Source organism: Archangium sp. (assembly GCF_057119385.1).
Genome location: NZ_DBNGVP010000154.1, coordinates 54,424 through 69,328, shown reverse-complemented (window position 1 = coordinate 69,328; position 14,905 = coordinate 54,424). Strand labels below are relative to the sequence as shown.

14 protein-coding genes are annotated in these 14,905 nt (G+C 68.5%); 5 read left to right on the top strand and 9 right to left on the bottom strand.

Annotated features, from left to right (window positions below):
* Positions 1–88 precede the first annotated feature (88 nt).
* Positions 89–886, top strand: a complete 798-nt coding sequence (locus AC16DP_RS36575) for a trypsin-like serine peptidase (RefSeq protein WP_329726229.1) — start codon at positions 89–91, stop codon at positions 884–886.
* Between the two features lie 284 nt (positions 887–1,170).
* On the top strand, positions 1,171–1,629 hold the full coding sequence (locus AC16DP_RS36570) for a universal stress protein (protein ID WP_329726230.1): 459 nt from the start codon (positions 1,171–1,173) through the stop codon (positions 1,627–1,629).
* Between the two features lie 2 nt (positions 1,630–1,631).
* Here AC16DP_RS36570 and AC16DP_RS36565 read toward each other — a convergent pair whose 3' ends face one another.
* Entirely contained in the window at positions 1,632–2,687 is a 1,056-nt protein-coding gene (locus AC16DP_RS36565; RefSeq protein WP_329726231.1) for a hypothetical protein, read from the bottom strand.
* Between the two features lie 134 nt (positions 2,688–2,821).
* Between AC16DP_RS36565 and AC16DP_RS36560 the strand changes: the two genes are divergently transcribed.
* Both AC16DP_RS36560 and AC16DP_RS36555 read left to right on the top strand, forming a co-directional pair.
* Entirely contained in the window at positions 2,822–6,493 is a 3,672-nt protein-coding gene (locus tag AC16DP_RS36560; RefSeq protein WP_329726232.1) for a tetratricopeptide repeat protein, read from the top strand.
* Positions 6,494–6,521: 28 nt separating this feature from the next.
* The gene (locus tag AC16DP_RS36555) at positions 6,522–7,556 is read left to right on the top strand and encodes a threonine aldolase family protein (RefSeq protein ID WP_329726233.1); all 1,035 of its coding nucleotides are present in this window, start codon (positions 6,522–6,524) and stop codon (positions 7,554–7,556) included.
* 95 nt (positions 7,557–7,651) lie between these two features.
* On the opposite strand, the gene AC16DP_RS36550 is transcribed toward AC16DP_RS36555, so the two are convergent.
* A complete protein-coding gene (locus AC16DP_RS36550) occupies positions 7,652–8,023 on the bottom strand; it encodes a hypothetical protein (protein WP_329726234.1) in 372 nt (123 codons plus the stop codon).
* Positions 8,023–8,997, bottom strand: coding sequence for a fatty acid desaturase family protein (locus tag AC16DP_RS36545; RefSeq protein WP_329726235.1), 975 nt, complete (start codon positions 8,995–8,997; stop codon positions 8,023–8,025). The genes AC16DP_RS36550 and AC16DP_RS36545 overlap by 1 nt, the downstream gene beginning before the upstream one ends.
* Positions 8,998–9,353: 356 nt before the next feature.
* Here AC16DP_RS36545 and AC16DP_RS36540 point away from each other — a divergent pair, with 356 nt between their 5' ends.
* Positions 9,354–9,878 (top strand): polymer-forming cytoskeletal protein, encoded by a 525-nt coding sequence (locus tag AC16DP_RS36540; protein ID WP_329726236.1) that lies wholly within the window; start codon positions 9,354–9,356, stop codon positions 9,876–9,878.
* Between the two features lie 34 nt (positions 9,879–9,912).
* Here the strand turns inward: AC16DP_RS36540 and AC16DP_RS36535 are convergent, their stop codons facing one another.
* The 6 genes from AC16DP_RS36535 to AC16DP_RS36510 all read right to left on the bottom strand — a co-directional run bounded on the left by AC16DP_RS36535 (position 9,913) and on the right by AC16DP_RS36510 (position 14,810).
* Complete coding sequence (locus AC16DP_RS36535) at positions 9,913–10,854, bottom strand: type VI immunity family protein (protein WP_329726237.1); 942 nt, start codon at positions 10,852–10,854, stop codon at positions 9,913–9,915.
* A 104-nt stretch (positions 10,855–10,958) separates the two neighbouring features.
* Positions 10,959–11,579 carry a hypothetical protein gene (locus tag AC16DP_RS36530; RefSeq protein ID WP_329726238.1) on the bottom strand — a complete coding sequence of 207 codons (621 nt, stop codon included), beginning with the start codon at positions 11,577–11,579 and terminating at the stop codon, positions 10,959–10,961.
* 352 nt (positions 11,580–11,931) lie between these two features.
* Positions 11,932–12,699 (bottom strand): lysophospholipid acyltransferase family protein, encoded by a 768-nt coding sequence (locus tag AC16DP_RS36525; protein WP_329726239.1) that lies wholly within the window; start codon positions 12,697–12,699, stop codon positions 11,932–11,934.
* Positions 12,700–12,717: 18 nt separating this feature from the next.
* Positions 12,718–13,506 carry an exodeoxyribonuclease III gene (locus tag AC16DP_RS36520; protein ID WP_329726240.1) on the bottom strand — a complete coding sequence of 263 codons (789 nt, stop codon included), beginning with the start codon at positions 13,504–13,506 and terminating at the stop codon, positions 12,718–12,720.
* Positions 13,507–13,653: 147 nt separating this feature from the next.
* Positions 13,654–14,403, bottom strand: a complete 750-nt coding sequence (locus AC16DP_RS36515; protein WP_329726241.1) for a hypothetical protein — start codon at positions 14,401–14,403, stop codon at positions 13,654–13,656.
* A gap of 2 nt (positions 14,404–14,405) precedes the next feature.
* Entirely contained in the window at positions 14,406–14,810 is a 405-nt protein-coding gene (locus AC16DP_RS36510; protein ID WP_329726242.1) for a hypothetical protein, read from the bottom strand.
* Positions 14,811–14,905: the final 95 nt, after the last annotated feature.

Below are 14,905 nucleotides of genomic sequence, written 5' to 3'. Positions count from 1 at the left end.
TGAAAACAGCCACTTGGGGGATTGGCACGGCAAGTGCCATCAGACTGGCCGCGCGCACTTCCCCGCGCGACAGAGAGAGAGCCCCTTTATGAGCCTGAAGCTGGTCCGTGCGTTCCTCGTGGTGGGTCTGACGGGTTGTGGTGTGGCGGAGCTGCCCGAGGACGTTCCGAACGCCGACGCGGCCTCGGTCGAGTCCCCTGTCATCGTCGGCTCGGTGAACTGGTCGGAGGTCACGTCGCTGAGCTCCACCAGCACCGAGCGCATCCGCTCCAAGGCGGTGGGCTATCTGTCCATCCCCGCCGTGGGCAGCCGCTGCACCGCGTGGCTGGTGGCCAATGACAAGATCGTCACCAACAACCACTGCGTCGGCAGCAGCGCGGACGCGGTGGGCGCCCGGGTGTCCTTCAACTACGAGAACGGCGTCGCCTCCACCAGCCGCATCTGGTACGACTGCTCCACCTTCGTGCGCACCTGGACGGCCGAGGACATGACCGTCCTCACGTGCAAGCCCCTCAACGGCTACCTGCCCGGCCAGGTGTACGGGAAGCTGACGGTGGCCAGCACCAACGCGGCCAACAGCTCCGCGATGTACATCGTCCACCAGAACTGCGACTACATCGCGACCCCGAGCTGCGTGCCCAACAAGAAGTACTCGCCGGGCACCGTGCTCAACACCAACGTGACCACCAACGAGCTGTCCTACAACGCGGACACGCTGGGCGGCTCCTCCGGCTCGCCGGTGTTCGCGGGCGCGGGCGCCGCCAACGCGCACCTGGTGATCGGCCTGCACCACGTGGGCGTCGGCACCAACTACAGCACCAGCGCCTCCAACCGGGGCGTCGAGGCCACGGCCATCCGCGCCCGCCTGGCCGAGATCGGCCTGTAATTCCGGCTTCAGGTGTTCCCGCGCGTCTCTGGGGCGCGCGGGGACCAGCGGCGGCTCCTCACGGGGCCGCCGTTTTTCATTTCGGACACCCCCGGGCCCCGCCCCCACCCCTCCGGGCAGGCCGCCGTCCCGCGCAAGGCTTGCGCCCCTTCCGCACCGCGCGGAAGAGTTTGCGCGCGGACACCCCACGGTGCGTGAAACGGCCCTGGCACGCATCTTCCAGGGATGAAGCAGCAGAGCACCCGCCCCACTCCAGGGTCCGGGCCGCAACGGAGGGAATATCCATGCCCACGCCTTCTCGCATCCTCGTCCCCGTGGACCTGATGGAGGGCTCCAAGGCCGTCATCGACTACGCGGTGCAGCTGGCCAAACCGTTCAATGCCTCCATCGAGGTGATGCACGCCTGGGAGCCGCCCCAGTACGTGGCGCCGGATCTCCTGGTGGCCGCGCCGGGCTGGAATCCCCAGTCGCTGGAGAAGACGGCGCTGGATGCGGCCCGCCAGGAGCTGACCACGCTCATCGGCGAGCTCAACGCCCCGGGTCCCATCACCCAGCGGCTGGAGGTGGGTGAGCCCGCCGCGGCCACCCTGCGCGTCGCCGAGACGGGCGGGTTCGATCTGATCGTCATGGGCACGCACGGCCGCCGGGGCCTGCCGAGGCTGCTGCTGGGCAGCGTGGCCCAGAAGGTCATCGCCCGGGCCCCCTGCCCCGTCCTCACGCTGCACGTGACCGAGGAGAAGTAGCCTCACCGTCCCGGAGCGCCAGCCTCCGGGAGTCCAGCGGCCCGCTTCGCCGCGCGGCGGGCCGCGAGCACCGTGGGGAGGCCGAGCACCAGCATGGCCCCCATCACCAGCGCGGCACCCACCAGCTCCCGCTTCCCCGCGCCCGGCATTCCGAGCAGCGCGGAGAGCAGCCCCGTGGCCACCACGCCCGCGACGATGCTGGAGGCGCGGTTCACCGGGACGCAGAAGGAGTTCTCCCGGTGGTCCAGCAGGATGAGGCCTCCGAAGATGCCGGTGCCCTGGGACAGCACGCCCACGAAGAGCTCCTCGAGCACCCGCCCGCGCGAGAACAGCTCCGTGAAGCCGTGGCGGATGTCGGTGAGCACGGGCCCCTCGCCGATGAGCGCGCCCACCGCCAGGGCCGCCACGAGGACGGGCGTGGCCACCATCTGCTCCTCGACGAAGTAGCGGATGCCGGCCGTGGGCTCCCCCGTCTTGGCCAGGTGGCTCATGAAGCGCAACCGGATGAAGTAGCCGAGCAGGTACACGCCCAGGTCCACCAGCGCCGCCGTGGTGACGCGGGCATCCACACCGGGCGCGGTGGCCACCGCCACGGCGCCGAAGCTCAGCCCGAGCGCCACCCACGAGGGCCACGCCACCCGGCGCCGGCTCAGCAGGTCCACCACCGGCGCGAGGATGAGCACGCCCCCGCGCATGAGCAGCATCATGAAGACGATGGACGTGCCGCTGAAGGTATAGGCCAGCGTGGTGGTGGCGATGATGGCCGCCGAGCACAGCCCCGAGAGGAACGTCCACGGGCCGGGGAAGGGCACCCTCACGCCCAGCACCGTGCGGGTGCTCGCGTGTTGCCACCAGCCCCGCGCGGTGAGGAAGAGGAACATGCCCACCCCGGACGCGAGCGTGCTCCAGGGCAGCAGCTCGAATCCGGAGATACCGCGCGTCATTCCGTCCAACGCTCCGCGTGAAAGCGCCTTGGTGAGCGCGCTGTAGGGCGCGTAGCAAGCGAAGTAGCCGAAGGCGTAGCCCCAGATGGCGAGGTCGCGCCGGTGCGTCGTCATGTCCACGTGAGGGCCCTCCCCGGGCTCCATTCCGTGGACTCTGCAAGAGTGGCGCCTGGCGTGACGGGGGCTCGCCCCCACCGGGCGTATCGCCTATGGTCCCGCGCGCATTCAGTCCCTGGAGGGGGGAACCGATGGAGCGCTTGAACACGCTGGCCGAGGACATCCGCCATGTCGCGGGGTTGCTCGCCGAGGATGTGCTGGAGCCGGATCCGGAGCGGACGGACTGGAAGGGCATGACGGTCCGCGTGGACATGGTGCGTCAGGGCATGGAGCGGGTGCTCGACGGCCTGTCCGGCGCGCTGGAGGAGGCCGACGAGGCCGAGCTGAAGGTGCTCGTGCGCAAGCGGGTGGCGGGCGTGGCCAGCCGGGTCGCGGCGCTCCTGCACGCCACGGGCAGCGCCGAGGGCTGCCGCCGCCTGCTGGAGAAGGCCGTGAAGCTGTGCGAGGACGCCGCGCAGCGCGCGGAGCTCGAGGCCGGACTGGCCGAGCCGGACGTCTTCTGCCGCTTCGCGTACGCGGGGTGGCTCCTGGGCAAGGGCCGCTTCGACAAGGCGGACGCCCTCCTCAAGCGCGTGGTGAAGGACACCCGCCAGCTGGTGCTGAAGCAGGCGGCCCAGACCGCGCTCCGGGGCTCGCGCCCCCTGAATGGCGCCCCCACCCTCTTCCGCCTCAACGGCTGCGGCGTGGGGCTGTACGGCAAGCGCGACGAGGCCCCGGACGGCTCCTACGTGGCCACGTACTTCATCAGCCTGATCTTCATCCCCGTGTTCCCGCTGACGGCCTACCGGGTGCGCGAGGTGGAAGGCAACGCGTACCAGTTCTACTCCAAGGAGTCGCTCGGCCCCGTGACGCGCGTGTGGCAGCGGCTGGTGCTCGCCGGGATCGCGGGCTCGCTGCTCTGGTCGGGCGTGGACGGCTACCTGAACTCGCCGGAGCGCCTGGCGCGGCTGGCGCTGGAGGAGGCCCAGAAGGCGGAGGCCACGCTCTCGCGCGAGCAGGCCATCGAGCGCTACCGCTCCGTCATCGACGCGCATACGGATGATTCGGCGCGGGCCCGGGCGGGGGACGCCGTGGTGAGCCTGAGCCTCGCGGGCCTGCCCACGCCCTGCACGAAGGACTCGGTGGAGGCGGTGGGCCGCGTGGTGACGGGCATCAGCACCCTGCCCTCCAGCGCGATCAGCGGCGAGCCCTCGGCCCGCTTCGGCGAGCGGCTCGACGCCTGCGCCCGGGAGATCGGCCAGGAGACGACGGCGGACGCGCGGGCGGCACTCACCGTGGTGGAGGACGCGCTGCGGGTGGCGGGCACTCCCGCGCTGAAGGAGCGGCGGGTGGCGCTCATGCGCGGCCAGGCGGAGCGGCTCGTGAAGGATCAGCCCCTGCGGGCCCTCTCGCTCTACGTCCGGCTCCCTGGCCAGGAGTCACTGGCCGCGGCCGAGGCCATCATCGACACCTTCGGCGAGGCGCCCTCGCTGTGGCTGGAGGCCTCCGGTGATGTGGAGGCGTGGACGAAGCACAAGGACCAGAACACGTCCCGCGGCGACAAGGTGGCCCTCTACCGCAAGCGGCTGGAGGCGGCCGTCGCCACGAACGCGAAGGACAAGGCGCTCATCGAGGAGGGCGACGGGGCGAAGATCGCCCAGGCCTTGAAGGCATCTCCTGGCAACCAGGAGCTGGCCGTGGCGATGGCCAGCCTGGCGCGCGCCCAGGGAGATGCGAAGGAGGCCATGGCCACCCTGACGGCGCTCGGGCCCATGGGGCGGCTCACGGGCGATGCGCAGATGATGCTCGGCCTCTGCTACCGGGACCTGGGACAGTTGCCCGAGGCGGATGCGGTGCTCTCCACCTACGTCGCCGATCGCCTGGAGTCCTTCCAGCGCGTGCAGCGCAAGTACGCGGAGGAGGCGGACGCACTGCAGGAGCGGCTCGTCGCGCGGGCGCGCACGGGCCAGCTCCCCGCCGAGGTGTCGAACCGGTTGGAGGTGGCCTCCGGCAGCGAGGAGCAGCAGCGGAAGATCTTCAACGAGTGGCTGTCCGAGCAGATGGAGGCGGACCCCCGCCTGGAGAAGCTGCGGGAGGAGTACCTGCGTCACCAGTCGGTGGTGCCGGCCTCGCTCATGCTGGGCATGGTGAAGCTGATGCGGGCCAACGAGCTGGAGGGCGAGGCGCGCCAGGCGCTGCTGGGCGAGGCCGAGCGCGTCTTCCTCTCCATCCGCCAGGACGCCGAGGGAGATCCGCGCTTCCACCTGGGACTGGGGCAGGTGTACCACCGGCTCGGCCGGAGCGAGGAGGGAGACACGGAGCTGCGCGGCGTGGTGGAGCGCAAGGAGCCGGAGCTCACGCTGCAGGTGGTCCATGTCTACCGCGAGCTGGATCGGCTCGACCTGGCCCGGCCGCTCTGCGAGGAGGTCTACGACACCGCGACGGAACCGGAGATGAAGTACGGCGCGGCCATCGCCCTGGCCCGCATGGCCACGGACGAGGACGAGGAGGAGAAGTGGCTGCGCAAGAGCGATCCGCGCTCACCGGCCATCCAGGACGATCTGCTGCAACTGGAGGCCTACCGCGCCCTGCGCGAGAGCCGGCTGGAGGACGCCGATCGCGCCCTGGCGAAGAACGTGGCCTTCCGGGCCCGCGAGGCGAAGCACAACGCGACGGCCGCCAACAACACGGCCACGGCGCTCATGGGCCGCTACCGGGCGACGGGAGACGTGACGCACCTGCGCTCGTCGGTGAAGTACCTGGAGGACGCGGTGCGGCTGGCGCCGGACAACTCCCTGGTGGTGGGCAACCTCGCGGACGCGCTGGAGTACCTGGGCAAGATCACCGTCCTGGAGCGCTTCGTGCGCACCAGGGCGCTTCACCTGCGGGATGACGAGGCGCGGGAGTTGCTCGGGACGCTGCTCGATGGCCCACTGCGCGAGGAGGTGCTGCGAGCGCTGGATGCGGATCCCTCGCTGCGCCGGAGCCAGGAGCTGAGCCAGCAGGAGCAGACCCTGTCACCGGGGAAGGCCTCGGCCTGGGAGCGCCAGCTGCAGTGGCTGCGGTGGCACCAGGACACGCAGGGCCTGGCGTCGCTGGCGAAGCGGCTGGAGACGCTGCCGTCCTTCGAGGCAAGCGCCGGGATGCTGACCCGCAAGAGGTGGGAGTCGGGCGAGATGGACGCGAAGGTCGGCAAGTGGATGACCCAGCACGTGGCCTGGTCCGAGGCCACGCTGAAGCGGGCGAAGCAGACGAACCACGCGCCCACGATCGCGGCGGCCTGGCACCTGCTGGGCGATAACCTCGGCAAGCAGCACTACTTCGATCTGAAGCCGGAGCAGCTCGCCCCGATGGTGGAGGCCTACCGCGAGGCCGCCAGGCTCTGGCCGCAGCTCGGCGTGAGCTCGTCCCTGGAGTGGGCACTGGCCACCGTGGCGCTGGAGCGTGGAGCGGCGAAGTCCGCGGCGCTGGAGAAGGTGTGGAAGCAGGAGCGGCGCATCCAGGGAATGGGGACGATCCTGCACCGGGCGCTGACGGGTCCCTCGGGCGCGGAGGTGGCGGAGGCGCTGCGGGCCCAGCCGGAGCTGAAGGAGGCGGCCGAGCACGCGCGTGAGCGGGCGAAGGTGCGCCCCGAGATGGCGGACTGGTTGCTGGCGAAGGCGGCGGGAGACGTGGTGCTGGAGCAGGCGGCGGCCGTGGTGTTCTCGCGGCCGGACGTGGAGCTGAAGCTGGCCATCGACACGCGGCTGGCGGGCGGCCACCCGCGCGAGAAGGCGGAGCAGGAACTCTTCAAGCAGGCCAAGGCCCAACAGGGCCGGCCCTGAGCACGGAACGACAGGAGCGGACGACCGAATGAATCCGAAGCGAGGTTTTGCCAGCGACAACAACGCGGGGATCCACCCGACGATCCTCGAGGCCATTGCCAAGGCCAACGTGGGCCACGCCCTGGCGTACGGCGGCGACCCGTGGACCGAGCGCGCGGTGGCGAAGTTCCGCGAGCACCTGGGCTCGCACGTGGACGTGCACTTCGTCTTCAACGGCACCGGCGCCAACGTGCTGGGCCTGAGCGCGCTCCTGAAGCCGTACCACGCCATCCTCTGCGCCGAGTCCGCGCACATCAACGTGGACGAGTGTGGCGCCCCGGAGAAGGCCACCGGCTGCAAGCTGGTGGACATCCCCACCCCGGACGGCAAGCTGACCCCGGCGCTCGTGGAGCCGCGCATCCGCGGCCTGGGAGACCAGCACCACGTGCAGCCCCGCGTCATCTCCATCTCCCAGACCACGGAGATGGGCACCGTCTACACGCCCGAGGAGATCCGCGCGCTCGCGGACCTGGCGCACCGCCATGGCATGTACCTGCACATGGACGGCGCCCGCATCTCCAACGCCGCCGCCGCGCTCGGTGTCCCGCTGCGCGCCATCACCACCGACTGCGGCGTGGACATCCTCTCGTTCGGCGGCACCAAGATCGGCCTGATGGTGGGCGAGGCCGTGGTCGTCTTCGAGCCCAAGCTGGCGCCGGACTTCCGCTTCCTGCGCAAGCAGGGCATGCAGCTCTCCTCGAAGATGCGCTTCGTGGCCGCCCAGTTCGAGGCGCTCCTCACGGATGACCTCTGGCTGAAGAGCGCGCGCCACGCCAATGCCATGGCGGCGCTGCTCGCCCGGGAGGTCTCGTCGATCCCCAAGGTGCGCATCACCCGGGCCACCCAGGCCAACGGCGTCTTCGCCACCCTGCCCAAGGAGCTCATCCCCCGGATGCAGGAGCACGCCTTCTTCTACGTCTGGGACGAGTCCACCTCCGAGGTGCGCTGGATGACGTCCTTCGACACCACCGAGGAGGACGTGCGCGGCTTCGTCTCGCGGCTGCGCGAGCTCGTGGGCGGCTGAGCCTCAGGGCCCCAGCGAGCCGCCAGTCTGAATCGCACGGCGGACCATGTAGGCCGTCGAATGCACAACCGGCCCCCGGGGCCGGGCCCGGCGGCCTACCAGTAGCGGCGCGGCGGCGCGGGGGGAGGCACCGGCACGGCGACCGGCTCGAGCATGCCGCACTCCAGCAGGCGATCGATCGCGGCCTTGACCTCCTTGGGGCTGGCGCAGTCCTCGAGGTTGCGCGTCACCTCGGAGATCGTCCGCTCCCCCACCCCGAACTCCACGAGGTAGAGGCCATCCTCGGAAGACAGGCCACGAGGCCCGCTCCAATCACCCCGGGCCGCGTCGAACTGCGCGCGCCCCGAGCCGGCCCGGGCCTTCTCGACCATGAGCGTATACGCCGACACGGCCTCGTTGCCCCTCGAGGAGAGCCGGAACTTCTGCCCACGCCCGAAGCGGACCTTCTCCCCAGTCTCATCCTTCATCACACGGCCTCCAAGGCCAGGGGCTTGCCCATTCGTTTGAGCCAACGCACGTGGCTCCCCAGGGCCGCGCGCACGTTGTCCTGGGCGCGGTAGCGCACGCCGTGCTCCAGACACGTCTTCTCGATGATCCGCGAGAGCGCCGGGTAGTGCAGGTGGCAGACACGCGGGAACAGGTGGTGCACCACCTGGAAGTTGAGCCCGCCGAGATACCAGCACAGCAGCCGGTTGCCACGCGCGAAGTCCACCGTCGTCTCCACCTGGTGGACGGCCCACTCGCGCGTGAAGTCGCCGCCCCCTTGCGGCACCTCGGGGAACTCCGCCTCCTCCACGCAGTGTGCGAGCTGGAACACACTGGCGAGCGTGAGCCCGAGGATGAACGACGTCAGCGCGTGGCAGAGCACGACCTTCCACACGGGATGGAAGAAGGCGGGCAACACCAGCGCCCAGCTGAAGAAGAACAGCTTTCCGAGCAGCACCCCGGCCAGCTTGCGCCCGGTGGGACGCGGCATCTTCTGCAGCCCGACCTTGCCGGAGAACACGTCCTTGAAGTCATCGACGAACTGCCACTTCACCGCGAGCAGCCCGTAGAGCATCCAGATGTAGAGGTGCTGGAAGCGATGGGCCGGACGCAGCGTCTGGCTCGGAGCGACCCGGCAGAAGGGCTCGATGTTGATGTCCGCGTCGAGCCCGGCCACGTTGGGATGGCTGTGGTGGAAGATGTTGTGCTTCCAGCTCCACACGTAGGAGGAAGCGCCGAGCACATCGAGCGTCAGGGCGAGCAGCCGGTTGATCGATCGCCGCTCCGAATAGCCCCCATGGTTCGCATCGTGCTGGACGCTGAAGCCGATCCCCGCCATCGCCAGCCCGAGCGACACGCACCCGAGGAGCGCGCTCCCCACCCCATCCGCCACGAAGACGAGGAAGGCATACGAGCCCGCGAACCAACCGAGCAGTGCCGCCGTCTTGGCGTACATGGCCGGGAGATCTCGCGCCGGACGCCCACTGTCCTTGAAGTACTGGTCTACCCGCGTCTTGAGAGCCTGGTGAAAGGGTCCCGCCTCTGGAAACTTCGCCTTTGTCGCCTGCGCCAACGTCCACCCGCTCTCGCGCTCCGATGGGTCTTCGATCCAGCGGGGAGGAGCCCCACGCGGTCCTACCCCAGCTCGGCAGCCCCCCTTCGTAACACGTCCGGACCGTGACGGGTGTCCTTGAATCCCAAAGCGTCCGATCCCCCGCTAAGCCACCTCGCCCAGCGCCGCAATCATTCCGGGGGACGTCCGTAGACCGGATGCGCCGCCTCGAGCGGCCGCTCTCCCGGAGTCCACACGCCATGTCCAGGTCCCTCCTGTCCGCCGTGACCGTCGTCACCCTGCTCGCCATGCCCGCCGCCGCCCTCGCGGGCGATGACGCCAAGAAGGAGGCCAAGGGCTCGAAGTGCACCATCAACGTCAAGAAGGGAGATCTGGTCTCCCAGGGCAAGGACCTGGTCGTCGATGGCAAGAGCGCGGTCCGGGACGCGGTGGCCATCGACGGGGACGTGGTGGTACGTGCCGGTGCCACGGTGAATGACGTGGTGGCCATCCGCGGCAAGGTGACGGTGGAGGCTGGCGCCCGCGTCTCCGGGGATGCCACCGCCATCAACGGGAACGTCCAGCTCCAGAAGGGCGCCACCGTGGCGGGGGATGTGACCGCCATCGGGGGAGAGGTCCAGGCCGACGAGGGGGCCACCATCGCCGGTGACAAGAATCAGCTCTCCATCAACATCAACGGAGAGGAGCTCTTCAAGAAGATCATCGGGGCGGCCCTGAGCGGCACGCTCAAGGGCGACTGCGAGCTGCGCTTCACGGAGGAGTGACGGCCCGGTCCTGAGCGGACAATCGGGTGCCGGCTCAATCGAGAAAGCGCCTCCACCAGCGACGAGCCTCGTCCTCGGTGAGGCGAAGTAACGTGTACCGGGGCTGCTCAACGGGCGTCGTTCGCGGCAGGAACAGCGGCTCGAGCCACGGCTCGAGCACCCGGGCGAGCTCACGGTACGCGGGAAGGGACTCCCCTCGGGTCAGATCTCCTGCTTCCGGCCGCTCTCCCAGGGAGACAACAACGCGATCCTCGGCGAGCTCCACCAGCGTCGTTCCGGCGGAATGCAGCCGGGAACGCAGGGCCGAGGCACCGCCGAGCCGCTCGAGCACAGGGGCACCCAGGAAATTGAGCCAGTGGACGCCGTCCACCCGAAGACCCATCCACTCCTCCTGGCCCCAAGCCTCTCGGAGATCGATGCCTGGGTAGCGCAGAGGCTCGATGCGGAAGGCGTCGTCCGAGTGCGGTACCCACCAATGCAGCCGCAAGGCCAGGCCCGCATGCCCGGAGGCGAAAAGCAGCTGGGAGGCCATGTCGAGCACCAGCTGGCGCACATGGGTGGGCCCATGCTCTTCGACGTACTCGAGGGGAAGCGTTGCCGTGAGCAGGCTCACGGGCGGTGTCTCGGGGGCAGGCCGCCACGGAATACGAGCCCTGTATTCGAGCTCGTAACCATTTCGGATGCCAGAGCCTCCACTGAAGAGGAGCCCTCGCTCGAAGCGCCGCTTCTCGATCTCCCTCTGCTTCCAGGCCTCATAATCGGAGGGGAAGGACCAGCGCCGCGTGTCCTCGAGAAGACGCCGGACCCAACCCCACTGTTCCTCCGTCAAGACGGAGCCTTCGTCATGGGAGAAGCTGACGAAGTGGATGGTCCCGGGCCCCACTCCCACGGCACGCATGTAGCAGTCGATGGCATGACGCACCCCGAGGGAGCTCTCCGGGTGATCGTGCGGCATGTAGAAAGCGACGCGAAACACCTCCCGCGCAAGCAACTGCCGCCGCGGATGCGGAGCGCCTCCACTGCTCAGCACCCGGACTTCTGGAACGCCACGAAGGCGAAGACGGGGGTAGCCGCTGGCGCTCATTTCCCCTCGTACGGCTTGGGCCCGGCGGGTGTCACGAGCATCACCTGGCAGTTCCTGGAGAGGTACAGGTAGCCATTCAACTGGTCCTGCACCCCCGGAGAGCTCATCGGGTCGAGCCGGTGTCTTTCGAGACAAGGAAACTTGAACTCGAAAACACACTGGATGTTGGTCGCGTTCCGAGTGGCATGCACCACGAAATCGGGCTTGATGGAACCGAGCTTGTTGTTCGTGAGAACGGCGCCGTTGATGTCGGGGTCACCCTTGTAGCGCGGCTCGACGGAGACACTGCTCCGGAGATCCTCCGGGAGGCGCTGCCGGATACAGGCGAAGGCGGCGGCGTGCTTCAGAAGCCCGAGTTGCTGGGCAAGCGTGACCTTTCCGCCCTGCTCGTCGATGCGCACGACCCGGTTGCACTCGGCATCGTTCGGGAACTTCCCATTCTTGAACGGAAAGCCCCCCTCCTGCTTCTGGAAGGCCTCGTTGACGTCCGCATGCGCCTGGGCCACGCACTGCTCGACAACGGTCTGGACTTTGGCCAACTCCGACTCGGTGAGGAGCCGCTGAATGGTCAGGAGGCCCTGAGCCGCCTCGATAGCCTGGGCGGCCTTTTCGACCACCGGACCCAACCGGGTCGCGGCTGGCGCGAGGATCTCCCCCGTGCTCGCATTGACCGGAGCGGCGCACGCCGCGCCACAGGACTGGTTGAATCGGGCCTGACCGCCAGTGAGTGCCCCACCCCAGGAGGATTGGGACGGGATGCTGACGGGGCCACCCAGGAGCAAGACGGCCGGGATAGCGAGCAGACACAGGGAAGGCGAATGGGCTCGAGTCCAGGGAGAACCAGGCTTCCGAACGGACACCGCGTACCTCTCAGGTCGTGCTCTGCTGGGCGAGTGTCCCGAAGCACACGAAATCACGGCCTCGCCCGTCAAGCCGGTGATGGGCGAGCCCTGGAGGACGGCCCCGGTCTCATGCGGGCGGCGGCGAAGAGGGCTCCCCGCCCTCGACACCGGTGAGCGGCATCAGCGTGGCCCGGAGCGCGAGGATCTGCTCCCGGGCCATCTGCTTGAGCCGCTCCACGTCCGCGAGCGTCATGCCCTGGGTGGAGATGGGCGTACCCACCGTCACCAGCGCGCGCGAGGTGGCGAAGCGCCACGAGTGCTTCGGCAGGGCGCGGCGCGTGCCACTCACCGCCATGGGCAGCACGTCGGCGCCCGTCTCGATGGCCAGCCGGAAGGCGCCGTCCTTGAAGGGCAGCAGATCCTCCGTCTTCGAGCGCGTGCCCTCGGGGAAGATCATCACCGGCATGCCCTTGTCCAGCCAGCGGGCGCAGATGGCCATGGCCGCCTGGGCCGAGTCCTTCTCGCCGCGGCGCACGGGGATGTCCCCGGCCAGCCACATGCTCCAGCCCACCACGGGAATCTTGAAGAGCGAGGCCTTGCCCAGCCACTTCATCTCCCACGGCAGCAAGGAGATGATGAACGGGTCCGCGTTGGACTCGTGGTTGCTCACCACCACGGTCCGGGGCCCGGGGGGCACCGGCTTGCCGTGGATGCCGAACTTCCAGAAGGGGTTGAGCTTCGCCGCGGTGACGCCGATGAGCCGGAAGGCCCGGCCGGTGATCACCTTGCGCTTGTCGAAGGGCCAGGTGATGACCAGGGGAGCCTGCAGGCAGAAGCCCACCAGGGCCACCAGGCCGGTTTCCAGCCACACATACATGGAGAGCAGAGCGTTCATGAAGTGCCTCCCGCCCTATCAGCGCCGGACCTTGGGGTCCAGATCCACGCTCACCGGGCAGTGGTCCGAGCCCAGGATGTGGGGGTGGATGGCCGCCCGTTTCACATAGGGCATGGCCCCGGGTGAGGCCAGCACGTAGTCCAGGCGCCAGCCCACGTTGCGCTCGCGCACGCCGAAGCGCTGGCTCCACCAGCTGTAGTGCCCCGAGCCCTTCTCGAAGTGGCGGAAGGTGTCCACCCAGCCCGCGCGGATCCACCGGTCCAGCTCCTCGCGCTCCTCGGGGCGGAAGCCACTCGTCTCCCGGTTGTCCTTGGGACGGGCCAGATCGATCTCTTGATGCGCCGTGTTGAAGTCCCCCATCACCAGGATGCGCTCGCCGTCGCGCAGGCCCTTCTCCAGCCGCGCGAAGAGACGCCGGTAGAAGGCCAGCTTGAAGGGGATGCGGCTGTTGTCCCGCTCCTTCCCGTTGCCGTTGGGGAAGTAGCAGTTGACCACCGTGAGCAGCCCGATGCGGGCCACCTGCAGCCGGCCCTCGGCGTCCATCTCCTTCACGCCCAGCACCGTCTCCACGTCGTCCAGCCCCTTGCGCGCGAAGAGGCCCACCCCGCTGTAGCCGGGGCGCTCCGCCGCGACGAAGTGGGTGGTGCGCCAGCCCCTGGGCGCACGCACCTCCTCGGGCAGCTGCTCCTCGCGAGCGCGCACCTCCTGCACGCCCACCACGTCGGCCTTCTCGGCCGCCAGCCAGTCCAGGAAGCCCTTCTTGTGGGCCGACCTCAGCCCGTTCACGTTCCAGGAGACGATGCGCACACCCGTTCATTGCCCGAGCGGCGCGCGCTTTTCCAGCCCTCCGTGAAGCTCCCCGCTCCCCCAGGGAGCGAGCCGAGAATCCATCCCGACGCGGCGCGACTCCTCAGGTCACGGCGGGAGAGCCTTGTAACCAGGGCAAGCCCAAACTCAGGGCTCGGCACCGCTTGGGGGCACCCAGCGCTCCCCTGGCTTCGTCCACCCAGCCTCCGAGCGGGAGAAGATGCCCGTGCGCACGAGTTGGGAGAACACTTGCTGCTGCCGCTGCTTGAGCACTGCAGCGCCCTGCAGCCACGGCTCTTGCAACAGGTCTAACATCACCGCACCGTTGTCAAGCCTGTGTACCACGGCCCCACAACCCCAAAGACTCGCCTCTCCCATCAATCGCACCAACCGCGGCCCAAAGAACGTCCGGGCAAAGAGCGTATCCGGGCCCCAACGTACGTAGCCCCGCGGATGCTGCAAGTTCCCTTCCTTCAACAGCAACTCCGAAGCGGCTTCCTGGAACTGGATGTCCACCAAGCCGTACTCCACGGGCAGGACAGTGGCCAGTCGTTTAGCCAATTCGAAGAAGAGACATGGATCCTCGGGTCTCAACCTCATCCGGCTGTCGATGCATAGCCAGCCGGGAACACTGTCACTCATGCTCCACGACGCGTTATAGCGCGGCGGAGTCGTCCGCATCAGCACCGGCACGGGTGAATCATCCCCGCGACGCGCCCCATCACCGAAGCGCACCAGCGTCTCACGCTGATAAGGTTTGCGCAGCCCCTCGGCCTCTCCCCAGTGGGTCGGCGCCCCCAAAGGCCCCTGCTCCATCACATCCAGCAGTTTCTGCTTCCACTCCCAAGGGGAACCCGGCAGCAAGAGCTGCAATCTGATCCGGTCGACAGCCTCCATGCTCACCCTCCCATGACAACGATCATCTTGATTTTGTCATCTGAATACTCCACCCGCAGGATGTGAGACCCCTCCTCCCAGGCATCGTAGTACGACTTGGAATCGTCCGGTTCACGCAGCGCCTTGCGGACCTGCTCGCGCGTCATGGAAAAATCCAGACCACCTGGCAGCTTTCCAAAATAGCCAGGCTTGCCCTGGCGAGGAGCCTTCAAAAAGATGGTTCTGATGCAGTTTGTTTCGCTATCCGTGACCAGGCTCACGCCGTGCGATTCGAACATGTAATAAATCTTCTCGGGAGCACCGAGTTCTTCATCGACCACCGGCTCTCCCAGCCTGGCAACGAACTCCTGAACTTCCTCCACCCCATACGGCTTTCCAACCAACTCTCCCAGCCTCAGTGCGCTCATCTCAGCCCACCTTATTCACCATGACCAGCTGCGAAGCACGTCGAAGCACGTCCGGGGCCGAATTCTCGGCCTCCGAGTCGTCTCGTGAAGCGATG